This window comes from Leptospira meyeri (genome assembly GCF_004368965.1).
Taxonomy (GTDB): Bacteria; Spirochaetota; Leptospiria; order Leptospirales; family Leptospiraceae; genus Leptospira_A; species Leptospira_A meyeri.
Genome location: NZ_SORO01000002.1, coordinates 192,928 through 218,018, shown reverse-complemented (window position 1 = coordinate 218,018; position 25,091 = coordinate 192,928). Strand labels below are relative to the sequence as shown.

The window sequence follows — 25,091 nt, the reverse complement described above, 5'->3', positions numbered from 1 at the left end:
TTTACCAGATGGTATAAATTAGAATTTCATTTCCTTTAAAAAATTCCAAACTGACGGGCTTTTTTTAGCATTTGGACCCGAGTGTTCACTTGGAGTTTTTTATATATGGCTTTGATTTGTTGGCGGACGGTTCCAACCGTTGTCCCAAACAAAGAAGCGATTTGGCTAGGGTTGTCCCCTTCTACAATCAGTTCCAAAATTTGTCTTTCTCTAGGAGTCAAGACTTCAACCCCAACAATGAATGAATCGGTATGAGTCTGGGGTTTTCGAAAACTTAACAACACTTTTGCGGCAATCGAAGGGGAAATCACACTCCCTCCATCCAAAATGGTTTGTATGGTCTCAGGAAGAGAGTCCAACTCTGATTTCCAAATATAACCAGAAGCTCCATTCCGAAGGGCCGAAAAGATAGCGTCATCCGTTTGTAAGGATGAAATCACGAGGCTCTTTCTTGATTCCAATGTATGATAAGTTTTGAGTACATCAATCCCACTCATACCGGGAAGTCCAATATCCAAAATGAGCAAGTCCCATTCTTTTGATTGTCCATTGGCCCAAAAATCTTCAGCTGAATTCCAAGTGACTAAATTTAGATGAGAATTTAGTTTTAAGACAGCACATAAAGATTGTAAAAAATCTAAATTGTCTTCGATGATACCGATGGAAATAGATTTCATATATGAAATAAACTCATAGGAAGTTTCATATGAATTTGGTATGGTGATTCAATTATTTGAAGGTCGCCATTCAGAGATTTGATTCTTTGGTGAAGGCCTCGTTCGCCAATTCCTGATTCATTCCATCCTTGTTTGTTTGAATAAAACTCCGAACTCTTTTCTTTTCCTTCTGGCTTTTCAAGTTCTGTGGCAAATTGGAATACCAAATGATCCGGTGTTCTATCGATCTTCCATTCAGAAGTCCCATTTCCATGTCGTAAGTCATTGGTTGTCACTTCTTTGAAGAATTGTAGGATATGATGAGCTACCTCTGGGTCGGGGATTTTAATCATCGTTTCTTCTCCTATGGACTCCCATTTTAAATTGATTGTTCGACCTACAAGTTTGTATCGTTTTTTGACTAATAGCTTCAATCCGTCTAACAAAGATTCTTGGATCAAATCTCTTTGGTCTTCTTCTTGGACTTGGTTGCGTAAGGACTGAAGTGCTGATTCTGAAAGTTGTCTTAATTTTTGTAATTGGTCATCCGTGATCTCATCCGATTTTTTTTCCAACTTTTGGGCAAGTAAAACTAAATCAGTTAATTGAGAACCTAAACTATCATGGATGTCTTGGAAAAAAGTTCTACGTTTTTCTTCGAGTAACATCCCGCGATATGCAGCGATGTATCGAGTACGAAACCACCAATGGTTTAAAAAAAAGGCCACGAGAAACAAAGGGAAGATGGTGGACATCTCTCTCCAGGTTTCGATCGGTATGACTGTGTGGTTTGTAAAGTATACCCTAAGGATATAAATCAAAAGTACAATGGACCATTCTAAAATGTACTGCCAAACAAGGCCTGGATAAAAGAAAGACGATGTTGCAAGTAAAGCTGTGATCGTTAACCAATTTCTAGGATCAAAATAGGGAATCGTTGGGTCATGAAATCCAGTTTCAATTTCTACCAACACCAAAAGAAAAAAAGTCAGACGGACGATGATGGGAGCAAAACCAAAAAACCTCCTATAAAAAAAAGAGGTCAAAACTAGAATGATACTTAGAACGAGTTGGATAGCAGATAAAATACAATTGGTTTGGTCTGGAGCGTTCCATTCCAAATACACACTTTGGATGTACGCCAAACAATAGGCGAATCCAAGAAAATACAATTTGCTGATGATCTCGGAATAAACGGCTAGAAGAGAAATCGGTTCGAGAGGAATCCCACGAAAAAAACGAAACAACCTTTGCAACATTGGAAGGCTACCTGAGAATCAAACGTTTTAGGACTCGGGAATGGTTCAGGTTATACTGCTAGTCGACTGATATGTTCCAACAAAAGTTTTTGGTCATCGTCAAACATTTGGTTGAATTCAAGGCCAACTTCATAAAAAGCTCCTTCTCCAAATTCTTCCAATCGTACGACTTTTGCTTTTGGATATAAAACGTACTTCACATCAGGGAATCTTAATTCTAGTTCCAAACGAGTTCCGAGGGGCATTGGTTCTTTGGTTCGAAACAAAAGTCCCCCTTCAGAAATGTCTTGGGAATCCCCTTCTCCTTTGTCTTTTGGTAAAAACTGAGAAGAACCGGCTCCCGATTGGATCACTCGGTAGGTGAGATGTACTTTTTCGGAGATTCGTTTGTAGATTCGGCGTTCGCTGGACATGTTAGCAAGAGAACGCCGAATTCAAAGTTTGGGCAAGTTTAAATTTTACCTTGCGAAATTACTAAAATGAAGGTTTAGTCCTCTAAATCCTCAGGTCGAATTTCATAATCAGGGCGGAAAGCACCTTCAATTTTTTCGCGGATGCGGTCAATGTATCCAAACACTGCAGGCACCACAATGAGAGTGATGAGTGTGGATAAAACAAGCCCCCCAATGATGGCAATCCCCATAGCAGTTCTTGATTTGGAGGCCTCTCCGATTCCCAAAGCAATCGGCAAAGTTCCTGCAATCATCGCAAGAGAAGTCATAAGAATAGGGCGAAGTCGTTTTGATCCGGCGTCGAAGATCGCTTCATCCCGAGTCATTCCATGTTCTCTCATGGCAAGCATTGCATGGTCCACAAGAAGAATGGAGTTTTTAGCCACAAGTCCCATAAGAAGAATGAGTCCAATCATACTGAATAAATTTAACATCTCGCCAGTTAGAGCCAGAGCAAAGAAGGCTCCCGAAATGGCTGGAGGGATCGCAAAAAGAATTGTGATTGGTGTGATAAAAGACTCATAAAGAGAAGCTAACACCAGATAGATGAAGATAAGAGCCATCCCAAAGGCAAGGACAATGTTTTGCAAAAGTTCTTTAAAGTCTTCCGATTGTCCTACAAAGGTATAAGTGATTCCTGGTGGTGGCGGAAGTTTTTCTTTTAAGATTTTTGTGGCTGCATCTGATGCTGAGGCAATGGCTCCCCCTGGTGCTAAGTTCGCATTGATCGGAACCACCCGAGACCGGTCTTCCCGAATGATCCTTGCAGGAGAGCTACTTTCCTTTCCATCCGCAATCGCATTCAGTGGAATGAGTCGGTTTTGGATATTGGGAACTCTCGTTTCATAGAAAGACTTACGTAAATTTCGTTGGTCTTCTTTCAAACGAAGTCTTACATCATATTCAATTCCATTTTCCAAATACTTGGCCACTTCTCCACCTTCGATATGATAACGAAGTTCGGCTCCCATGACACCTGCCACAACCCCAACGGTTTGCATTTTGGCACGGTTTGGTACCACTTGGAATTCTGGTTTCCCTGTTCTGTACGTTGTGTCCACATCTGTAAGATCCGGAATTTTTCGTAACTCTTCCATAACTTTGAAGGAATATGCTTCTAAGTCTTTTAAGTTTTCGCCCTTCAGGTTTAAGTTGAATGGATACTGAACTCCACCACCAATCGCCGAATAATCGTTCACTTTCGGTCTGGCTTGTGGGTATTGTTTCAGATATTCGCGGATTTGGTCTTTGACATCACCCGTGGTGCGTTTGCGGTATTCGGAAGGAAGAAGAGCCACTCCAATGGTTGCAATATTGGATTCACCATCACTATTACCCACAACTGTTGCCAAAAGTTCCAACTCGGGAACCGTTTGAATGATGGCGTTTTGAATTTCTTTCACTACTTCTGCTGTCCCTTGTAAGGAAGTCCCCGGAGCCATCTCCACATTGACCATAAATTCACCTTGGTCGTTTGCTGGTAAGAAGGTCTTTTTCACAAAAGCTAGCGAAAAAATACTAGTGACCAATGTAAGAAATGTTAACAAAATGACTGCCCAAGGTTTTTTGAGGGCAAATTTCATAATAATTCCGTACATTTTGTCCAAAAAATCTTGGAACTTATCAAAGTTACGAAGGACAATATTTTTCTTTTTATGGATATCCGTTTTCCCCGCAAAATAGGCGGATAACATCGGTGCAACGGTCAAACCATCAAAAAGTGAAATGATCATCGCAAATACAACGGTGAGTCCAAACTGTTTAAAAAACTGACCTACAATTCCTGATAAAAATCCAATGGGTAAAAAAACTGCTATCACGGTTAAGGAGGTTCCAATGACGGCAAGTGTTACTTCTTCTGTTCCTTTCCTTGCCGCAACAATCACCGACTCCCCTTCTTCTAGTTTACGGAAAATATTTTCACGAACCACAATGGCATCATCCACGAGTAATCCGACAGCAAGGGATAATGCAAGTAAGGTCATTACGTTCATGGTAAAACCCATTGCATACATAATGATGAAGGCACCTAACATAGAGTTAGGAAGTGCCATTCCAGTGATCAGTGTAGAACGTACGTTCCCGAGAAAGAGATAAACTACTATGACAGCAAGTAAAATCCCAAGGATGATCGCAATAGTCACATCTTCAATATTGGCCCGAATCCATTTAGATCCGTCCCGAATCAGAATGACCTTTGGTGCCCCTTTAAGGTCTTTGATTTGTGCATTGATGGTATCAATTTTTCCGAGAATCCCGTCAGCCACTTCGACCGTGTTGGCACCGGATTGTTTGTACACATCCAAGAAGAGAGCTGTTTTTTGAATTCTTTCTTTTTTGGGTGCATCGTATTTGAATAATAACTTCCCGATGAGAGAAGGTTCTTCATGTTCTTCGGCACTGATTGGTGCATACAACATACCCAATGTTTGGCGGTCCTGGAGCGTGTCCTTCACTTGGCCAAGGTCTTTTACTAAAACCCCTCGCCCAAACTCTCCCCCAAAGGAAACAACTGTGTTTTCAATTTGAGATAAGGATTCATACTTAGCGACTGTTCGAAACGAAGTTTCTTTATCTCCACCTTCTACTTTTCCGGCTGGGATATTGACACCTGAATTTTTGATCTGGTTCCCAATGGCAATGGCCGGAACTTGGTAGGAATTGATTTTGTTACGATCAAGTTCAATGTGGATCTCACGACGAGAACCCCCAATGATTTTTACCGCACCAACGTTATTCACCTGCTCGAGTTTGGTTTTGATTTTTTCTTTTGCCAAATCATAGAGTTCCCCTTCAGGTAAGTCCGCAAAAAGAGAAATCCTCATGATGGGTTGGTCAGATGGATCAAACCTTTGGACCAGAGGTTCTTTGGAGGAATCAGGAAATAGCGGTTTGACTCGCGCGGTTTTATCCCGAACCTGTTGTTCCGCATATTTGATATCCGTGGTTAAACTGAATTCTGCAAACACCATCGAAATCCCTTCTTGGTTTCTTGAGGTGATTCGTTTCAAACCAGAGATGGAACTGAGTTCCTCTTCCAAGGGTTTGGAAATGGAAGTTTCGATTTCCTCAGGCCCTGCCCCAGGATACACAGTCGAAACCACGACAAAGGGGATGTTGATGTCGGGGAAGAGGTCAACACCGATTCGTTTTAAGGAAATAAATCCTGTGATCACCATAATGATGACTAACGAGGAAATGAAAATGGGGCGTTTGATTGAAAAGGAAGCAATACTCATAAAATTTTTTCTCTATTTGAGCAATTTATATTCTTGGAGACAAGCAATACCAGAACTCTCTCTGTAAGTAGACAGCAATGTTGACTTACTATTCAAGATTTTTGTACGATTTTCAAATTTTTCTTCTACAAAACTATCCGGACAAACATCACTCAATAAAAGAACGGAATCAAAATCTGTCCATTCCTTCCATCGGTATTTGTTATCGTTTCTTACCATTCCTTGTTTATAAGTCTTTAGTTTCATGGCAAGATCGAAATCCGAGGCAAGCACACGGCCTTTGGTGTTGTATTTTTCTTCAAAATGGAACGCATTGATGAGGATGTACTTTTTCTCAGGTTCAATGCGTTCGGCGATCTCCCTTGCCGGTTGGAAATCACTCACATTCATTCCACGATAACAAAACATTTTGGTTTCATAAAATTCACCCGACAAAATCCCTTGAGAATACAGTGAATTTGAAAACACAAAGAGTGAAGTAAGTAGAAAAACGGAAACAGAAGCCAATTTTTCTATTTTAGTCTCAGCTAACTCGTATAGACGCAAGATCCAAAGAAATCCCATGAGTCCGATGGCAGGGATAAATTGGAGGACATGTCGTGGCTGTTTATTTCCTGTTGTGACTTCTAAAATGAGAAGCTCCAAAAACAAAATCAAGGTCCCTGCAAGTAGCGGATCTTTTAGTTTGTTTGGGAATTTTTTCCCAGATCGGAATAGAAAATAAAGAAGGGATAAAACAGAGAAGATGATGAGGGTTCGAAATCCCCAGATAAAATCAAAAACCCCTGGCACCGAAGGATCAAGTCCTGGTTCTGTCCAAAGTGTTAAGAAAAAACTCCGAGTGTATGCATTCACAATCATTTGGGCATCGATCAGAGCATTGACCCGGTCCGGGTTCATAAAAAGCCACAAAAATGCTGGGAAAATTGCATAAACCCAAAGGACCACTGCAGTTTTTGGAAAGACTTTTTTAATTTCATCTCTTTTGCGGAAAAAATAAACGGACAAATCGACAAACAAAAGAAAGGTGATCCCAAACATAAACTGTTTGAATCCCTTCTGGTTGAGATTAATTTTTGTAACCACTCGTAATACTGGCAAAGAAAAAACCATAAGCACAACAAAAACTAAATATACTAACCTTACACCTCTTGCATAATGTTTTAAGAGATACACCAAAGCATCTTTGTACAAAGAAGGGGATCTAACTAACTCATAGGCAAAACATGCCATAAAAAATAAAATTCCATAAGGATATTTGGTAAAATAAAAACCAAATAAGGAAAAGAAAACAAGCCACTTCGTACCCGAATCAATCTCTGATTCTCTGTTGTCTACATCATACAAACGATAAATCGCATAGATAGAAAACAAAAGAAAAAACATGGATTGTGTTTCTAACATGGAAGAAAGAGAATATGCCGGAACTTCTCCTGTTTGGATGGTTAAGATAAAAATAAGTCCAGAGAGAACCCCTGCCCATAACAATGATTTTGTGATTCGATAAGAGATAAAAACAAGGCCAGGATAAACCAAAATTAAGAATAAAAGTCCTAAAAAAGAATCCCGATACGTTTCATAAGCATCGATTGGCAAATAAAGAGTAACAAAAGTTAGGATCGATCGAAGCGGTGGCCAAGTAGGGCTTTCCAAAAAGGGCATAATCCCTCGAATCCAACTTCCATTTCGAAAATCTACGTACTGATCCAGGACTTGATTTAATCTGATGTTTTCATCCCAAGACAAAAAATCCTTGTTGGGACAAAGGTTAAGGAAAGTCTCCCATGACTTTGTAGCATAGAACACTACCAGCGAAATACCAAAAATGATGAAAATAAACCCCAAAACACTGGGAAGAATGTTTTTTGCCTTCATACCAATCCTTGGAATCATTCTTTCTCCTAGGTCGACTTGGAATCAACCGAAGTTCTTTTTCTGCAATTTTTCTCTTTGATTACAGTCCAAGGTAGAGAATTCTGTCCGTTAGAAGGTTCCAAAAATGCAAGATTTCGTAGACCTTGGGGAAAAAATCATCTTCCTCGTTATGTTATTTGCGAGCATTCTCGCAATTGCCGTATTCATCGAAAGGTTAATTGTCTATAAACGTAATTTTAACAAAGAATCAGAGTCACTTCTCGATTCACTCACTCTTCTCATCCGCCACAGAGACTTAAAAGGGACGGAAAAACTCCTAGAAACCCATCCTATGGAAAATTCTTATACTCGATTCATGCATTTTGTTTTGGAAAGGGAAAAGGAAAACCACAAAGGTCTCGAAGAGTTGATGGAAGGGAAAATTTTAAAAGAAAAATTAGGTTTGGAAGAAAGACTTCCCATCCTCAACACTCTTGGAAACAACACTCCCTTCATCGGACTTTTGGGAACCGTTCTTGGTGTGATCAAAGCGTTTTATGGCCTCGGAACTCTTGGAAATTCAGGAGCGGAAGTGGTGATGCGGAGTATCTCCACTGCCCTACTCGCTACGGCTGCAGGTCTTGCTGTTGCAATTCCAGTAGTTATGGCAAATAACTATTTCACTCGTAAAATGAAACTCATCATTGGCCACTTAGAAATTCTTTCAAAGGAAATCCACGCAAGTTTTATCACGAGTGGAAAACACAACCAATCCTCTAGTTCTACACCGAATATCCACCACTAGAAGATCAACTTATGCAATCATTTACACTATATCTGCAATACAAACTGAGACGGTTCGGACTCTTTCGTGCCAGTCTCTTTGCCTCTGTTGGATTGCATTTATTTTGTTATTTGATTTATTTTATACTCACACTTCCCAGTAGTGCTGCCTTCCAAGAAACTTCTATGGAAGATATGGATGTTTCCTTTGAAGAAATCCCTCCAGAACTTATTGGAGGAACTTCAAGTCCCGCACCCGTGGAAAAACAAGAATGGGTGGAAGGATCAAACAAAGATGCGGAAGAAAAACCTGACAATTCTGACTTAAATCCCAACCAACTCTCAGGTAATGGAACGGATAAAGATGGGTATTTATTTTCTTTTAATGGAGATCGCCCTCCCACACCCATCATTGACTTTGATTTAAAATCATATTTTCCCGAAGCTGCTAAGGCTGCAAACATCAGCCAAAAGACTGTGGTGGTGATGGTGCAAGTGGACGAACACGGTGTTCTCCAAGGTGTCAAAATTGTTTCCGGTAGAGCCGGTTATGGATTTGATGAAGCGGCCATTCGCATCATCCAAAGAGCCCGTTTTTCTCCTGGTTATGACAAAGGGAAACCAACTCGGATGGCCCACCGACTACCGATCAGTTTTGATTTAGAAGAGGACTGAAATGTTACGGAACAACAAACGTCGAATTGCGATTGGAACTATTTTTATCGCATTGACCCTTATGATGGTAGGGTTTCAATCCAAACCCATTACTGGGAAAACAGAATCTAAATCTTCTTCCAGAAAATTAGGTCTTATCCCCGATCCTTTTGAGCTCTATCAAAGTATCCCACCCTTCCGTTCCGAACAATCAAGTTCCGACCTTCCTGGGAATTTTGAGTTTACTAACGAATTTCCCACACCTTCTGACCAAGGGATTTACAAAGATAACGTTGGTTATACTGTGGGATACGGATTAATTTCTTATCTGGAAGCCAAAAAAAAAGGGATCCGTAACCTGTCATCTGTTGCACCTACTTCAGCAAATGGACAAAAGATATTATATTCACCTAACTTTATTTACAACCAGTTGAATAGTGGAAAAGACCAAGCAGTTTCTCTTTTGGATGGTTTGGTTCTTGCGGAAAGTCGAGGTTCCGTCTCTTTGGAACAGATGAACGAATCCTCTTCCAGCTTTCGCACGAGACCCAAAGCAGATATAGTCGAATTAGGAAGAAAAGCAAGGCTTCGAAGAATTTATCGAATTGAACCACATGATTTAACAACCATCAAACTAGCATTAACCGAAAAAAGACCCGTATTAATTGGTTACTTGGTTTATGAAAATTTTAGAGATCCAAAACCAGATACGGTTTTTGAAATAGGAACAGGCGAAATTTTAGGTGCTCAGTCTTTAGTGATCTTAGGATTTAATGATAAAAAGAAAGCATTCAAAGTATGGAATTCTTGGGGGACAACCTGGGGAGACCAAGGGTATTTATGGATATCTTACGACACCTTTCCTAAATACACAAAGTCCGTCTATGTAGCTGATTCTGAAACGGAAAACGAACTTCTAACACAGATGAAACTAAATAATGCTTTAGAAGCACTCGATTATGGGGAACACAATCTTTTCCCACCAAAAGAAGTATTTGCCTCCCGAGGGGATTTTTCAGATCGCATTCGGATCAGTTGGTCAAGAGAAAAAAGAGCCATTGGTTATGAAGTGTATCGGAAACGCAAAATTGATAGTAAATACCAACTCGTTGGACTCTCTAAACAAGCATTCTTTGAAGACTTTGGAATCCAAAAAAATACGGCATACAATTACCGAGTGGCAAGCCTAGATGAAAACTACTTATCAAAAGCATCTATTGACTCAAACGACGGTTATGCGGTTGACCCAACAAAACCAGCAGGAATTCTTCCTGTTACCAACCTTCGGGCGACCGTTGCTCCTACTAACGATAGAATTCTATTGGAATGGGACAAACAACCTATCTCCACTACTTATGCTATTTATAAATGGAATCCAATGGCAAGGATCTACCGATTTTTGGGCAAAACCGAAAAAACATCTTATATCGATTTAAAAGCTAGCCGCAATGGAGATAGCGAGATCTACCAAGTCATTCCTGAAAGGAACCAACTCATCGGAGAAGCCAGCTATTATGTTTCCGCACATTTAGATCCTTCCGAAGTATTAAAACCAAGACCAAAAAATTTAACAGCTTCCAAAGGTTTGTATGCAGGTGCGACAATTCTGCAATGGGAAGGTTCTCCTAGTGCAGTCGCATACCATATCTTTCGTAAAACAGATGGATCATGGAAAGAAATTGCAAAAACTACAGAACTCCAATTCAAAGATGATGAATCCTACCAAAAAGAATCTTTTTATGCTGTGGCTTCTGAATTTGAAGGAAATTTGTTTAGCTTTCCATCTGAACCAGACATTGGGTTTCCATCTCTTGTCGCTGGAAGATCTTCTGGAATCAAATCCCCCGAATTAATCGTTACGGAGAATCACAAAACGAGTGAATTTTCATTCAGTTGGAACCCAATTCCCAAAGTAACTTCTTACAAAATTTACATGCGCAAAAAAAATGATCCAGAATGGAGCCTAGTCAAAGAAACTTCGGATACTAATTTCAAATTACAAAATCTTACCAAAAATCAGTTTTATTTTTTCGCCATCCAATCTGTTTCTAAAGGGATTGGTGAAAGTTTATTTTCAAAACCTGTTACTTCAGTGATTTCAGACACAGTGGTAGATATAAAGAAAGTAAAAACCTTTGGAGAGTCCGCCATACAGAAGTTTATTGGTCCTTGGACTGCCATGTATTGGGACGGCAAAAACAAGGTTAAACCTGTCCGTTTGACCATTGAAGCGGAAGATATTGAAGGGAACATTATCATGAAATGGAATGAAAATGAGATCTTCCGTGGCAAAAACATTGTAGATTCCGATCTGCTTGAAGAAAAAGGAAAGTGGAAAATTAAACTATCACCTAATTACGATTCTTTGTCCGGCGAATTTGAAGATAAAGGTTTAGTCCCAGAAAAAAGCCAACTTTCGTTTATTCGAGAATAAATTACGAAGTAAATTTCGGCTTCCGACGTGGACTCTTGGAGTTAAAAAACCGTCCCACTTTCGCAATTTTTGCGACATGTTTTTTCTAAACCCAAACAACTTCCGACAATGGCTGTTAGATCCTGCGCACTATACTCTGGACTATTTGTAGCAACCTTGTAAAAGGCATCATTTCGGATAAAACACTCTCCTTCTATCGTTGAACACTTGTTCCGCTCATAACAAGCTGTCCGAAAAGAGAAAGGAGCTCCACAACTTAAAATAAACAAAAGAATACAAAAAAATAAAATCTGCTTCATAAAGAAATTGTTTCGTTTGCAAATTCCTTACGATTCAAGGAAGAGATCTTTTTTAACGCACCTGATTGGTTTTGAAAAGTTACCTTCCCTTTGATTGAGATTGGTATATCAAATAAGACTTCTCCCAATACCTTTAATTCTTCACAATATAGCAAAGACGGATATTGTTGGAAGAGATGATCAAACTGGTGAATTTTTTTATAATAAGTTTCATCCAAATGAACGAGTACCTCACCAAGTCCTGCCGCTTTTCTTTCCTTTGTCATCGTGAGAGAATAATCATCATTTAATACATAAGCATCTGACCTACGGATCAAATAGTCCTCAGTTTTTTTGACAGGTGCAAATCGATCTCTCGGGATAATGATTCCTTTAAATCTTTGAAAATTCCCGACTGCACTTCCCATTGCTGTTTCCAATTGAATGACTGATTTCCCATCAACCTGTTTCGGATTTACAATGAGCGATAAAGAGAAGTTTCCTTGGCTAAATCTTTCTTTTAGGGCTTTTAAATTGATCCAAAGATTGTTGGTCGAAAAAGTTCTAAATTTCCCAAGCCCACTAAATTCGTTTTCATGTTCTTTAGGGACTTGTGCTGTTTCCAGAAGTTCATACTTCAGAAACTTTCCACCAATTGTTTTGCGATAGATAGCTCCACCTTTTTTGTCTGCTAATGTTTTTGGAGTCATCTCCATTGCAAAATGAATGTTTTCTCTCAAAAGATAACTTACAATATGCGGATCTACGGTAGCTCCTAAGTTATCCCCATTCGAAAGGAAAGCAATTTCATAACCTTTTGAAAGTAATTCATCCAAAATTCCTTCTTGGACCATAGTAAAATAAATATCACCATGCCCTGGCGGGCACCAGTTCTCTTTTTCATTTTTGTTTTGGATGGGCGTAAATGTTTCTGCATCTAACCTCGGCACTTTGTTCTGCAAAAAGCTAGTTCGGAGTGTTTGTTTGAATCCGTTTTTTTCTAATTCCTCTTGTGAGTCTTTTTGTGTATTATAAGAATCCATAAAAAGCAGAGGTACATTGATTCCAAACTCGGAACGAATGAACTCAATTTGTTTTGCCATCACAGCAAGAAAAGACATCGAACCTTTGATGGGAATGAGGGACTTCGCTTTGTCTAGACCCATGCTGGTCCCAAGTCCTCCATTCAATTTGATCACGACTAATTTAGATAACAAACTGAGATCAGTAGGATAAGAAGAATGGATGGATTCTAAGGAAATTTCATCGGTTTTGGGATCCAAATCTCCTACTTCTTCCCACTTGACCATCCCTGTTTCACCGTTTCGCACGGCATCTACCTTCGTGATAAAATCGGCAATGAAGGCATCAGTAAGACCTGCGGCTTTCATAGTTTCTCTGATCAATTGGTCCGATTTTTGTTTATCCATATCATTTCCCTTCGTGCGGTTCCCCAAGTTCGATCCGATGGGGCTCTTCCGAAATCCCCGGATTCCATAAAAAAAATACGAGGAGATTCCGACCCTCTTCTTTCGGCACAGCCACAGTCTCTTTTCTTTCGTATTTTGGCATAAAAACTTCAAAATTGTACATCCAGTACTTTCCCTTTTTTCTCGTCACTTGCCGAATCCCTTGTTTCAATGGATCTTTTTTCGTGAGTTTGCCATAAGGGAGAGGGTACTTTGTTTCCCAAATTTGGGACAAAAGCTTTGCTGCCTCATCATAATTTCCGGGTTCTGCAGATAGTAAGGCAGGAAAAAGCCCGAAAAGAAAAATAATTAAGAAACTATGACGCATACGATTCTAAAAGGCAATCCTATGCAAGTACGGTTATCGGTCAATTCAGGAATTCTTCCGGCGCTGGAATTGATTTTCATAGACAAGAATTGAGTCAGACAGAATCATTTAATTCATGTTTCGATTCATAGAATATCTGGAACGTTTTTGGGCGTTGTTGTCGTTTTATCTTCCCAGTCATTTGTTTGTGGAAAACAATAAAGATAAAAACATTTTGATCGTTCCTGGGTTTCGGGCCGGACGTTCCTATTATTCGAGACTCAAATCCAATTTAGACAATTTGGGATTCAAAGTCGGAATTCTTTCGACTCTCCGAGACCCAATTTCTCTGGAAGAAGCGGTCCAATATCTTGCTAGCCAGATCCTGACAGCACCTAACGAGGTCACTTTGATCGCACACAACACAGGCGGACTCCTTGTTTTAATTTTACCAGACGAAGCCCGACGAAAAGTAAAACGACTCATCACACTGGGAACTCCCTTTCATGGTTCTGACAGATTCACCAACACAAGACAATCTTATTGGGGTTATGAATCGGATTGGGTCAAAACAAATTACAAAAATGCGCTCTTCTTTCCCCTTTTCCAACCTCTTTCTGCCATCGAAGATTTTTCCTTTCCTCCACAAGAAAGTACAGAATTTGGCCAAGGCCGAGACCTGTGGTTTGACATTCCTGGGAATTATAACTTAGTCAGAAGAAATGAAAACATTCGGACACTTAGAGAATTTTTGGGCACACCAAAAGATAGTATTGCCATCCAATCGGCACCAAAAGCAAACCCTGAGTTTGCTGTTCCAAAAAAGATTGAAGTGGATTTTTCTAAATACGAACCATCCGTTTATAAAAAAAACCAAAAACATTTAGCAGAAAAGAAGAAGTCCGCAGTTAAGAAAACAACACCGGCTAAAAAATCAAAACCTGTGACAAAGCCAGTAACAAAACCAAAGGCCAAAAAAAAGGCGAAAAAACGTTAGATTCCTAAATGGAAAACAAACAACTGCCCGCCAAACAGCGGACAGTTGCAGTTTGTGACTCATTCAATCTTTGATCAAATCAATCAATTAAACTTTCTTTAATTCCTTCACACAAGCGAGACAACTGTCTCTGCATTCTTTGCAGATTGTATGGTGGTTTGCATGTTTGTCACATTCTTTTGCACAAGCTTCACAAACTTCAATGCACAAATTAGCTAACTTCTTTGTATATGGCGAAGATTGGCTTGCCAGTTTCACAAAAGAATCACATAAACTAATGACTTCTCTTGTACTAGCAGCACAAGCCGCCATAGATTTATCTCCTTTTCCAAGTTCTGTGAGGCAATGACTGAGGCAATCCTCAGCAGAAAGTTGGCAGTGCATGGCGGCCATCATTGCTTTGGAATATTTGGATTTCCCAGCAGAGGAAGTTGTCATTGTAGAGTGATCATGGTCTTCTGCGGAAAGTGTGGATAAAATTCCTGAAACGGCAACTGCCATCCCTGCTTTTTGTAATAATTCTTTGCGATTCATATCGTATAACCTCTGTTAAAATTTAAAAACTAATAAAATCAAAATCACTTCACCTAAAACATAGGTGTAACAATCTCAAATCAGAAGTCGAACAGTCTTTGTGGGGAAATAAGTAGGAGAAAGGCGCTGGCCCGAAACAAGCCACTTTGTGGATGAGCCGTAATTGTATGGCGGTTTTATAACAGAAAATCCGTTCCAAACCAGAAGTTTCATCTGCTTCCAAATCGGGAAATCCGTCCCACTGGAAGATTGAAGTTCTTCGTGAGTGATGGGACATTCGCAAGAATTTGTCGCATCCTCTTTGGCATCAGCAGTTTGGTGGCATGGTGGAACGGAAGCTCGCTCTACAAATTTTTCTGCAGAAGTACAAAACCCAAATACGGATGATTTACAACCCAGATAAGCGAGAAAAATTAGAATGAATCCAATTGTAAACTTACGTTTCATACACTTCTGCTACACCGATTAGACGATCTAATCTTAGTTCTTAAAATAAATTCTTCAAGCCTTTTCCTGCCACAATAAAGGTTCCGATGGTAGATCCAAATTGGGGGAGAAAAAAAACGAGAAAGATATGAAGGACACGATTTTTCCAGAATCCTGCAACTGATTCTGAATCATCTGCGATATGTTCGAAGTCTTCCACTAGAGGTTTACGCAAATAAGATTCAGAAAGGGCACTCACCCAACCGGCTTTAAAGATGGGAACGAAAGTTCCAATAGGTGCGGTGATAAAGGCAAGAAGGATAGAAATCGGATGTGCCCAAGCAATGAGAGCACCAAGGGCAGCAAGGCCACCTTTGATATAAATGAGTTTTGAAAACAAATCCATACCAGCTTCCCCACCTTGGCTCCAGGTGGTGTACCCAATGAGGCCAGCAAAAAAAACAGGATATAGAATGATACTAATATTGTCCCACCATTTACGTTTAGGAACTTCATCTAACACTGATAAGTCGTTTTTTGTCTGGATATTTCTTTCGATTCCAGCCAAATGACCAGCACCAACGACAGCCAATACCTTTTTTGCCGACTTTCCTTCAGTAGCTTGCCTTATTTTTTCAGCTAAATACACATCCCTTTCATCAATGATGACATGTTTGACCGATTCGTATTTTTTGGGTATTTGGGAAAACAAGTCTTTTAAGATATCATCTGATTTCATCTCTTCGATTTTGTCATCGGAAACATCTTCCCGAACCAGAAGGGATGCCAATAGAGCACTAAAAAGATACATCTTAGAGAAAAAACCTACATTCCCCCAAGACCTTTTGAGAGTAGTTTGGATTTCCCTGTCGATGGCTACTATTGGTTTTTGAAGTGCACGACCCATAGTGATGGCTTTTCGCATTTCATCACCAGGTTTGATATCTTTATTCCCGATTTTTTTCTGGAAAGAAGAAAGGATAAGGCTGGATAAAAGTAACCACATCTTTCGTTCTTTAAAAACTTTGAATATATCTAATTTTTTTAGGTAATCGGGATCTTCCACCGACTTCATTCGAGATTCACATAACTCTACACAAATGACATCCGGTTTTAATTTTTGGATCATTTTTTCAACTTCATCTACACTTTGTTTGGAAACATGTGCTGTTCCAAGGATGTGGACTTCCGTTTTTCCGATGGTTTGGAAGAGGTAAGGTTCCGTTGTTTTGAAACCTTTTTTGGTAGATTTTCTTGTGGGAGTTGATTTTTTGATTGAACGCATAAGGAAAGGTTACTATCTATAATACCTAAGTAACGGTTCCACTCTCTAGAAACAAGTAGAATGTCTATAAAATCCAAAATCATCAATGTGGGAATAGCCGACATCAAGGTCGGAAAAGATATGGACGTGCTTAGAACTACACTAGGTTCGTGCATAGGAATCGTTTTGTATGATCCAGAACAGAAAGTGGGCGCCATCTCCCATATCATGCTTGCAAAAGATCCCACAGGCAAAGATGCAACAAAGTTTCCGCACAAGTACGGGGAAACAGCTCTACCCATCCTCATTGAGATGATGAAACAACAAGGTTCCAATATTGGACAGTATTCTTGTCGTATGTTTGGTGGTGCTTCTATGTTTAAGGGAATCAACTCCCAGTTTCTACAAAACATTGGGGAACAGAATATTGCTATTGTCAAAAAATTTATGGAAGAGAATAAAATCCCTGTCATAGTGGAAGATGTGGCCGGGAACGAAGGAAGAACGATCAGCCTTTATTGTGACGACGGGCGAGTGTTACTAAAAAAAGCTGGTATGGAAAAATACCTTTATAAGGTGCGTTAGGCGAATATGCTAAAATCAAAGGTTGATGAAATACTACAAGACGTAAATAAACTGCCTGCCATTTCGGCTGTTGTGTCTAAGGTATTGGAAAAACTCCAAAAGCCTGACGTAAACATTGCGGACCTTGCGCAAGAAATTTCAAAAGATCCTGCTATCACGGCCAACGTAATTAAACTTTCCAATTCCGCTTACTATCGAGCTTCAAAACCCATTCGTACGGTCCAAGAAGCACTCATGACCCTTGGAATCAAAACGGTAAAAGAAATTGTACTTCTCACTGCAGCCAAAGGAATCCTTTCACAAGATTTAAATAGTTACCAACTGGATGCAGCCCAACTCTGGACTTCTTCCCTACTAGTGGCTGAGCTTTCTAGTAAAATCGTACAACATAAAAAGCTAAAAATTGATAAGGATCTTGCCTTCACTTCGGGATTACTTTGTAGTGTTGGTAAAATTGTCCTCGCGCAGTTTTTTAGTCCAGTGATGATGCAAATCAAAACCGATTTAAAGGACAACCAAGAACCTTTTCCTAACTTAGAGAAAAAATACTTCGGATACACTCATATGGAGGTATCTGAAAATCTTTTAAAACGTTGGAACTTCCCACAGGAATTGACAGATGTGGTGGCAAATTACCTCACACCTGAAAATTCGAAAAACAATCCAATTCTCACTTCTGTGGTACATATCGCAAGTATACTTATTGTTGTTTCTGGAATTGGAATCGACATCGGTGGTGAATCAGTACCGATTTCTCCATTTGCCCTTAGCCAAACAGGCGTTACAGAAGCAGATATTGAAACTTATTTTGTGCATATCCCTGACTTACAAGCGGGACTTGCCGATTTGTTAAACGTATAGCTTATTTAACCTTTACCTTCAAACGTTGAACCAGATTGTATGAACATTATTTTTATTGGAGCTAGGGGCGCTGGGAAATCCAAAGTCTCAAGAACTCTTTCCAAACAAACAGAATTCCCAGCGGTTTCTACAGATTCCATTTGCGTATACGAAGCCGGAGGGATTCCCATCCCCCAATTTGTCGAAAAACATGGTTGGAAGAAATTTCGTGAATTAGAATATTCTATTTTACAAAAATTACAAAATGCAGATGGGATTATTTTGGACTGCGGAGGTGGAATATTGTTTGATTTGGACGCAGACGGAAACGAAATTCCAAGCCAAAGGAAACTCGACCTCCTAAGAAAAATCGGACGGATTGTCTATTTGGAACGAGGGATTGAGGAATTAGTGGAAAAGGTCAAAGGAGATTCGACAAGGCCCGACCTTTCCAAAGTTACATCTTACCGTGCCATTTTAGAGAAAAGACTCCCGGTTTACCAAGAAACCGCTCATTTTAAGTTAAACCTCTCTAAACTTTCTAAAGAAGAAGCCGCCGAACGAGTCTTAGACTGGCTCGGGATCAAATCCAAATAAATCAGATATCGTTTCGATAACGAAATCCAAAACAACGGAATTTGAAAGTTCCGACGGAATGAACCTAAAAAACGAAGCACTGAGACACTCAGAACTCTCCTTAGGACACGTTGAGATTTAGACAATCTTCCTATGGAAGTTGCAGTTCGCTTCTTTCTTGTACTCTTATATTTTTTAGACCTAATCTAGTATTGTCACAATAAACGACGAAAAGATCATGATATGAGCCGATTGTTTGCAATTTGCACATTTTCTAGTGTTTGATTTTGCCTAAAAATAAATCATTTTGCTGAAAACAAAATAATTGGACAGTACACCCAAATTCAAAAACAAGGTACAGTAATTGCTTTAGAGTAGGGTACGTATGTCAAAATCTAACCAACCACCCATCCTTCCGCCACTCGGCCCACAGGCCCAAGGTATGTATGATCCTGCCATGGATAAAGATTCCTGTGGTGTTGGTTTTATCGCAAATTATAAAGGCAAACGTTCCCGTGATATCGTCGACAAAGGGATCCGCCTGATGTGCAATTTAGAACACAGGGGTGCCGAAGGGGCAGATCCAAAAACCGGTGACGGTGCAGGGATCATGATCAATATCCCAGATGCATTTTTTAGAAAGAACCTCCCCTTCACTTTACCAAAAGAAGGTGATTATGCTGTAGGATTTCTTTTCCTTCCACAAAACACAGAAGCCCGCACTGCTGTGGAAAACGTAATTGAAAAAATCATCGTAGACGAAGGGGAAGAGTTTCTCGGATTTCGTGACGTCCCTATTAACAAAGAATATGCGGGAGTTGTTGCATCCAAAACAATCCCAGTCTTCAAACAAGTATTCATTGGTAAAAAATCCAAAAAAATAAAAACACCTGAGGACTTCGAGAGAAAACTATTTCTCATCCGTCGCCTCATCGACAGACGAATCCGCACAGAGATGAAACTGGATCGTTCCCAATACTACGTACCAAGTTTTTCTTCACGTACGATTGTATACAAAGGGATGTTACTCGGTGACCAAGTCAAAAAATTCTATGAAGATTTAAAATCTCCTGATTTAACTTCTGCGTTTTGTTTGACTCATACAAGATTTTCGACTAATACCTTCCCTACTTGGGATTTGGCTCACCCTTACCGTCAAATTGCACATAACGGAGAGATCAACACACTTCGTGGGAACATGAACTGGATGGCCGCTCGCCAAATGGTAATGCAGTCTCCTCTTTATGGTGATGAACTTCGCCGTATGCTTCCGATTGTAATGGAAGGCCAGTCAGATACGGCAACTTTTGATACTGTACTCGAACTACTTGTTATGGGGGGAAGATCTCTCCCTCATTCTGTGATGATGATGATTCCGGAAGCTTGGTCCAAAAACAAAGCCATGGATGCCGACAGACGCGCGTTCTACGAATACCATGCAACCTTTATGGAACCTTGGGATGGACCTGCTGCCATCGCCTTTACTGATGGAAGGATCATCGGGGCAACACTCGACCGTAACGGACTTCGCCCTGCACGTTTTGTCGTGACGAAAGATGATGAAGTGATCATGTCTTCGGAAGCGGGTGTACTCAACCTTCCTCCAGAAGAAATTTTAATCCAAGACCGACTTCGCCCTGGCCGTATGCTCCTCATTGATATGGAGAAAGGCCAAATCCTAGATGATGAAGAAATCAAAAAACAAATCGCTACCCAAAAACCTTATCGTAAATGGGTAGAAGACAATATGATTCGTCTGGGATCTTTGCCAGATCCTGAGAACGTTAAACAACCACAACATGAAACCATTTTGGAACGCCAAAGGGCTTTTGGTTACACACATGAAGATGTGTTTACCATCATCAAACCGATGGGAGTTTCTGGCGAAGAACCCATTGGTTCTATGGGTGTGGACTCTTCGCTTGCCGTTTTAAGTGAAAAACCACAACCCCTATTCCGTTATTTCAAACAAAACTTTGCGCAAGTTACCAACCCACCGATTGACCCGATTCGGGAAGAACTGGTGATGGAACTCACAACCTATATTGGACCGGAAGGGAACCTTCTCTCAGAAGAGCCTGAACATGCACATCGATTGGAGTTGGAACATCCCATTCTAACCAACGAAGATTTCGAAAAAATCAAACAAATCAGCGAAGGTCATTTCAAAGCCAAAACTTTTGAGATCCTTTTTGATCCATCCAAAAAACATGATATGAGAAACTCTCTTGATCGTGTTTGTGCCGATGCTGCCAAAGCGGTTCGAGAACAAGGGGTAAACCTTATTATCTTAACTGACCACGGTGTGGGTGAGAAAAAAGCAGCCATCCCATCGCTTCTAGCAGTAGCGGGACTCCACCACTATTTGATCCGTGAAGGTCTGAGAACAAAAGCAGGGATTGTTTTAGAATCAGGAGAACCAAGAGAAGTAGCCCACTTTGCCTTGTTATGTGGTTATGGTGCAAACGCCATCAACCCATACTTGGCATTTGAAACCATTGCAGATCTTTCCCAACAAGGTTTACTCCCAGAAGTTCCTAATTACAAGGATGCAAAAAAGAAATACATCAAATCCATAGGGAAAGGACTCTTCAAAGTGTTCTCAAAAATGGGAATCTCCACATTACAGTCGTATTGTGGCGCACAAATCTTTGAAGCAGTGGGACTTGATTCCGAGTTAGTGAATACTTACTTTGCAGGAACTCAATCCAGAATCGAAGGATTGTCGCTTGAGATGTTAGAAGAAGAAACAGTTCGTCGCCACAAAGCGGCTTATGATCCGACTTTTTTCCCTAACAACTTGGAGCCGGGCGGAGTTCACTACTATCGTAAAAATGGCGATAGCCATCTTTATACTCCCATTACTGTACATAAATTACAGAAGGCAACTCAGGACAACGACTACAAAACTTTTAAAGAGTTTTCAAGCTTAATTGATAACCAAAACGAAAAGGCAATCACTCTTAGAAGTTTATTCCATCTCGACTTTGAAGGATCGAAAGCAATCCCGATTGAAGAAGTGGAATCTGTGAAGTCCATTCTGAAACGTTTCCAAACAGGAGCGATGAGCCATGGTTCCATTTCTTGGGAAGCACATACTACTCTCGCAATTGCCATGAACCGAATTGGTGCGAAATCCAATACAGGAGAAGGTGGTGAAGATCCAGTTAGGTTCAAAACCCTTCCGAATGGAGATAGCATGCGTTCGGCGATCAAACAGGTTGCCTCAGCTCGTTTTGGTGTGACTATGGAATATCTCACCAATGCAGATGATATCCAAATCAAAATGGCACAAGGCGCAAAACCAGGAGAAGGTGGACAGCTCCCTGGGCACAAAGTAGATAAATACATTGGATGGCTCCGTTATTCTACTCCGGGTGTGACTCTCATCTCCCCTCCTCCACACCATGACATTTATTCCATCGAAGATTTAAAACAGCTGATCTTTGATTTAAAAAATTCCAACCCAAGAGCACGAGTTTCAGTGAAACTCGTTTCTGAATCTGGGGTAGGAACTGTGGCTGCTGGTGTGGCCAAAGCCCACGCCGACCACATCCTCATCGCAGGACATGAAGGAGGAACGGGGGCAAGTCCAATTTCTTCGATCCACCATGCAGGAACCCCTTGGGAACTCGGACTTTCGGAAACCCACCAAACACTTGTGGCGAACGGACTTCGTGATCGTGTGTATCTGGCTGTGGATGGAAAACTCCTCACTGGAAAAGATGTGGTTGTAGGTGCCCTACTCGGAGCGGAAGAGTTTGGATTCTCTACTTCTGCACTTGTATCAGTAGGTTGTATCATGATGCGGAAATGCCACTTGAATACTTGCCCAGTTGGTGTTGCGACACAGGATGAATTCCTACGAAGTAAATTTACCGGCAAACCAGAGTATGTTGTAAACTTTATGACCTTTGTGGCGGAAGAAGTTCGTGAGATTATGGCTAAACTTGGATTTAGAACTTTTGAAGAAATGATTGGCCAAGTAGAAAAAATCAAATTCAAACGACCTCACCACCACTGGAAGGCTCGTGGTCTTGATTTTAGCAAAGTGCTCCATAGACCAACTCCTGTATTCCCTACAGGACTCTATCGTGCCAAAGAACAAAACCACCACTTGGATGAACAAATTGATAACGAACTGATTCGTAAGTCACTTGCTGCGATTGACCATAAACAACCGGTGAAAATCCAAACATCCATTGTGAACCTAAACCGTTCTGTGGGAACCATGCTCAGCCACGAAGTCACTAAAAAATATGGAGTGGATGGTTTGTCGGAAGACACAATCGATATCGAATTTACCGGAACCGCAGGACAGTCGTTTGGTGCATTTGTAACCAAAGGGATGACACTTCGTCTCATCGGGGAAGGAAATGACTATGTGGGCAAAGGACTTTGCGGTGGAAAACTCATCTTCCAAACTCCAAAAAATGCCCCTTACAAAGCAGAAGAAAATATCGTCATCGGTAACACTTGTTTCATTGGAGCCACCAGTGGAAATGCCTATGTCAATGGGATTGCCGGGGAAAGATTCTGTGTTCGGAACTCGGGAGCTCATGTGATTGTTGAAGGAACTGGAGACCATGGTTGCGAGTATATGACAGGGGGGCGGGTTATCATCCTTGGAGACATTGGACGTAACTTTGCCGCTGGTATGTCTGGTGGGATTGCTTACCTTTGGGATCCAAAGAAAAACAAAGAGGCTCTCATCAACAAAGAGATGGTCGACTTAGATCCGTTAACTGATGCAAGTGAAATTGCAGAAGTGAAAAAAATGGTAGAGGACCATAAGGCGTATACTGGTTCCAAACGAGCCGAAGAAGTGCTGAAAGATTGGGATACAGTTGTAAAACAAATGATCAAGGTCATTCCAAGAGATTATAAAAAAGCTTTAGAAAAAATGGCAGAAGAAGCTGCCGCAGGAAAAACGAACAAAGAGGGGGTAACAGCTCGTGGGTAAACCAACAGGATTTTTAGAATTTAAAAAAGAATACCTTCAGAAGATTGAACCAAAGGAACGAGTTAAAAACTACAAAGAGTTTGAAAAACCTTTTCCTGAAGCTGTTGCCAAAGACCAAGGTGCTCGTTGTATGGACTGCGGGATTCCTTTTTGCCACGGTGATACAGGTTGTCCTGTGGATAACCTCATCCCTGAATTCAATGACTTCGTTTACCGAGGTCGCTGGAAGGAAGCTTGGGAAAATCTTTCTAAAACCAATAACTTTCCTGAATTCACAGGAAGGCTTTGCCCTGCTCCTTGTGAGTCGGCTTGTACTTTAGGAATCATCGAACCACCGGTATCAATCAAATCCATTGAAAGAACCATTATTGACCGAGCTTGGGAAGAAGGATGGGTCATCCCACAACCACCGACTTCCAAATCAGGAAAAAAAGTAGCGGTAGTTGGTTCAGGTCCAGCAGGACTTGCCGCAGGACAACAGTTAGCTCGTGCCGGACACACAATCACAATCTTTGAAAAAAATGACCGGATTGGTGGCCTACTCCGCTACGGAATCCCAGATTTCAAAATGGAAAAAAGACATATTGACCGACGTGTCAAACAGATGGAAGCGGAAGGTATTACTTTCAAAACCAATGTCAATGTGGGAGTCGATATCACCGCAAAACAATTACTCGCTGATTTTGACGCCGTGGTACTTGCTTGCGGATCAGAAGTTCCAAGAGACCTTCCCGTAGAAGGAAGAAACAGCAAAGGGGTTCACTTTGCAATGGAGTTTTTGTCGAAAAACAACAAACACGTAGCAGGTGATGACCTAGAAATCATTAATGCCAAAGACAAACATGTTATCGTGATCGGTGGTGGTGATACCGGCTCCGATTGTGTGGGAACTTCTAACCGTCATGGGGCAAAATCTGTTACTCAAATCGAACTTTTCCCAGAACCGCCAAAGGATAGAGACGCATCCACTCCTTGGCCATTGTATCCAAAAATGCTCCGTACTTCCACCTCACATGAAGAAGGTGTAAATCGGAAATGGGCCGTTTCTACTATGGGTTTTAAATCCAATGAAAAAGGAGAGGTCACAGCCATCTACGGATCCGAAGTGAAAGAAGAAAATGGCAAGTTTAATCCAGTCCCTGGAACCGAATTCGAATGGCCTGCCGATTTAGTTTTCCTTGCGATGGGATTTGTAAACCCCGTCAAAGAGGGATTACTCGCTGATTTGCAAAAAGAAGGTTTGGAGCTTGACGGTCGTGGGAATGTAAAAGCTGATTTTGGAACAAAATCAGGATCTTTCGCAACTACTGTACCGAAAGTGTACGCTTGTGGGGACGTAAGACGGGGGCAATCCCTCATCGTTTGGGCCATATCTGAGGGAAGGAAGTGTGCCGACCAAGTCCACCACTTCCTGATGCAAGAAGTGGAGGGTTAAAAACCTCTACTTCTTAAGAACCACATTTGGAACATACCTTATCGTAACATGGATAATTTATTTCCAACTGTGGGCTCGCTTTCGAA

At 40.8% G+C, this 25,091-nt stretch carries 20 protein-coding genes; 9 read left to right on the top strand and 11 right to left on the bottom strand.

Annotated elements, in window-relative coordinates; genetic code table 11:
• Positions 1-35: 35 nt before the first annotated feature.
• From CLV96_RS15165 to CLV96_RS15145, 5 genes are all read right to left on the bottom strand, one after another.
• A complete protein-coding gene (locus CLV96_RS15165) occupies positions 36-677 on the bottom strand; it encodes a response regulator transcription factor (protein ID WP_004787983.1) in 642 nt (213 codons plus the stop codon).
• Positions 674-1,915: a sensor histidine kinase gene (locus tag CLV96_RS15160; RefSeq protein WP_004787886.1), complete on the bottom strand. Its 1,242-nt coding sequence runs from the start codon at positions 1,913-1,915 to the stop codon at positions 674-676. Before CLV96_RS15160 ends, CLV96_RS15165 begins: the two co-directional genes overlap by 4 nt.
• 50 nt (positions 1,916-1,965) lie before the next feature.
• Positions 1,966-2,328 carry a PilZ domain-containing protein gene (locus CLV96_RS15155; RefSeq protein WP_004788244.1) on the bottom strand — a complete coding sequence of 121 codons (363 nt, stop codon included), beginning with the start codon at positions 2,326-2,328 and terminating at the stop codon, positions 1,966-1,968.
• A 74-nt stretch (positions 2,329-2,402) separates the two neighbouring features.
• The gene (locus CLV96_RS15150; RefSeq protein WP_004788086.1) at positions 2,403-5,606 is read right to left on the bottom strand and encodes an efflux RND transporter permease subunit; all 3,204 of its coding nucleotides are present in this window, start codon (positions 5,604-5,606) and stop codon (positions 2,403-2,405) included.
• Positions 5,607-5,618: 12 nt separating this feature from the next.
• The gene (locus CLV96_RS15145; protein WP_004788219.1) at positions 5,619-7,499 is read right to left on the bottom strand and encodes a hypothetical protein; all 1,881 of its coding nucleotides are present in this window, start codon (positions 7,497-7,499) and stop codon (positions 5,619-5,621) included.
• A gap of 106 nt (positions 7,500-7,605) precedes the next feature.
• On the opposite strand from CLV96_RS15145, the gene CLV96_RS15140 reads away from it, so the two are divergent.
• The 3 genes from CLV96_RS15140 to CLV96_RS15130 are packed head-to-tail and all read left to right on the top strand — an operon-like array spanning position 7,606 to position 11,331.
• A complete protein-coding gene (locus tag CLV96_RS15140) occupies positions 7,606-8,265 on the top strand; it encodes a MotA/TolQ/ExbB proton channel family protein (protein ID WP_004788069.1) in 660 nt (219 codons plus the stop codon).
• An 11-nt stretch (positions 8,266-8,276) separates the two neighbouring features.
• Complete coding sequence (locus CLV96_RS15135; protein ID WP_004787931.1) at positions 8,277-8,918, top strand: energy transducer TonB; 642 nt, start codon at positions 8,277-8,279, stop codon at positions 8,916-8,918.
• A 1-nt stretch (position 8,919) separates the two neighbouring features.
• Positions 8,920-11,331 carry a fibronectin type III domain-containing protein gene (locus CLV96_RS15130; RefSeq protein WP_004788273.1) on the top strand — a complete coding sequence of 804 codons (2,412 nt, stop codon included), beginning with the start codon at positions 8,920-8,922 and terminating at the stop codon, positions 11,329-11,331.
• 41 nt (positions 11,332-11,372) lie between these two features.
• Here the strand turns inward: CLV96_RS15130 and CLV96_RS20160 are convergent, their stop codons facing one another.
• From CLV96_RS20160 to CLV96_RS15115, 3 genes are read right to left on the bottom strand one after another with little or no spacing between them, the layout of a single operon-like run.
• Positions 11,373-11,630 (bottom strand): LA_0364 family Cys-rich lipoprotein, encoded by a 258-nt coding sequence (locus CLV96_RS20160; RefSeq protein ID WP_040917492.1) that lies wholly within the window; start codon positions 11,628-11,630, stop codon positions 11,373-11,375.
• Positions 11,627-13,039: a UTP--glucose-1-phosphate uridylyltransferase gene (locus tag CLV96_RS15120; protein WP_004788150.1), complete on the bottom strand. Its 1,413-nt coding sequence runs from the start codon at positions 13,037-13,039 to the stop codon at positions 11,627-11,629. Before CLV96_RS15120 ends, CLV96_RS20160 begins: the two co-directional genes overlap by 4 nt.
• A gap of 1 nt (position 13,040) precedes the next feature.
• The gene (locus tag CLV96_RS15115) at positions 13,041-13,406 is read right to left on the bottom strand and encodes a hypothetical protein (RefSeq protein WP_004788233.1); all 366 of its coding nucleotides are present in this window, start codon (positions 13,404-13,406) and stop codon (positions 13,041-13,043) included.
• A gap of 115 nt (positions 13,407-13,521) precedes the next feature.
• Here CLV96_RS15115 and CLV96_RS15110 point away from each other — a divergent pair, with 115 nt between their 5' ends.
• A complete protein-coding gene (locus CLV96_RS15110) occupies positions 13,522-14,382 on the top strand; it encodes an esterase/lipase family protein (RefSeq protein ID WP_004788264.1) in 861 nt (286 codons plus the stop codon).
• Between the two features lie 87 nt (positions 14,383-14,469).
• Here the strand turns inward: CLV96_RS15110 and CLV96_RS15105 are convergent, their stop codons facing one another.
• The 3 genes from CLV96_RS15105 to CLV96_RS15095 all read right to left on the bottom strand — a co-directional run bounded on the left by CLV96_RS15105 (position 14,470) and on the right by CLV96_RS15095 (position 16,627).
• Positions 14,470-14,916, bottom strand: a complete 447-nt coding sequence (locus CLV96_RS15105) for a four-helix bundle copper-binding protein (RefSeq protein WP_004788025.1) — start codon at positions 14,914-14,916, stop codon at positions 14,470-14,472.
• A gap of 75 nt (positions 14,917-14,991) precedes the next feature.
• Entirely contained in the window at positions 14,992-15,363 is a 372-nt protein-coding gene (locus CLV96_RS15100; RefSeq protein ID WP_004787848.1) for a hypothetical protein, read from the bottom strand.
• A gap of 40 nt (positions 15,364-15,403) precedes the next feature.
• Complete coding sequence (locus CLV96_RS15095; RefSeq protein ID WP_004788102.1) at positions 15,404-16,627, bottom strand: TraB/GumN family protein; 1,224 nt, start codon at positions 16,625-16,627, stop codon at positions 15,404-15,406.
• Between the two features lie 60 nt (positions 16,628-16,687).
• Between CLV96_RS15095 and CLV96_RS15090 the strand changes: the two genes are divergently transcribed.
• The 5 genes from CLV96_RS15090 to CLV96_RS15070 all read left to right on the top strand — a co-directional run bounded on the left by CLV96_RS15090 (position 16,688) and on the right by CLV96_RS15070 (position 25,005).
• Positions 16,688-17,191 (top strand): chemotaxis protein CheD, encoded by a 504-nt coding sequence (locus CLV96_RS15090; RefSeq protein ID WP_040917490.1) that lies wholly within the window; start codon positions 16,688-16,690, stop codon positions 17,189-17,191.
• A 6-nt stretch (positions 17,192-17,197) separates the two neighbouring features.
• The gene (locus CLV96_RS15085; RefSeq protein WP_004788173.1) at positions 17,198-18,052 is read left to right on the top strand and encodes an HDOD domain-containing protein; all 855 of its coding nucleotides are present in this window, start codon (positions 17,198-17,200) and stop codon (positions 18,050-18,052) included.
• Positions 18,053-18,091: 39 nt separating this feature from the next.
• On the top strand, positions 18,092-18,628 hold the full coding sequence (locus CLV96_RS15080) for a shikimate kinase (protein WP_004788050.1): 537 nt from the start codon (positions 18,092-18,094) through the stop codon (positions 18,626-18,628).
• 364 nt (positions 18,629-18,992) lie between these two features.
• Complete coding sequence (gltB, locus tag CLV96_RS15075) at positions 18,993-23,570, top strand: glutamate synthase large subunit (RefSeq protein ID WP_004788167.1); 4,578 nt, start codon at positions 18,993-18,995, stop codon at positions 23,568-23,570.
• Positions 23,563-25,005, top strand: coding sequence for a glutamate synthase subunit beta (locus CLV96_RS15070; RefSeq protein WP_004788266.1), 1,443 nt, complete (start codon positions 23,563-23,565; stop codon positions 25,003-25,005). Before gltB ends, CLV96_RS15070 begins: the two co-directional genes overlap by 8 nt.
• The last annotated feature ends 86 nt before the right edge of the window (positions 25,006-25,091 follow it).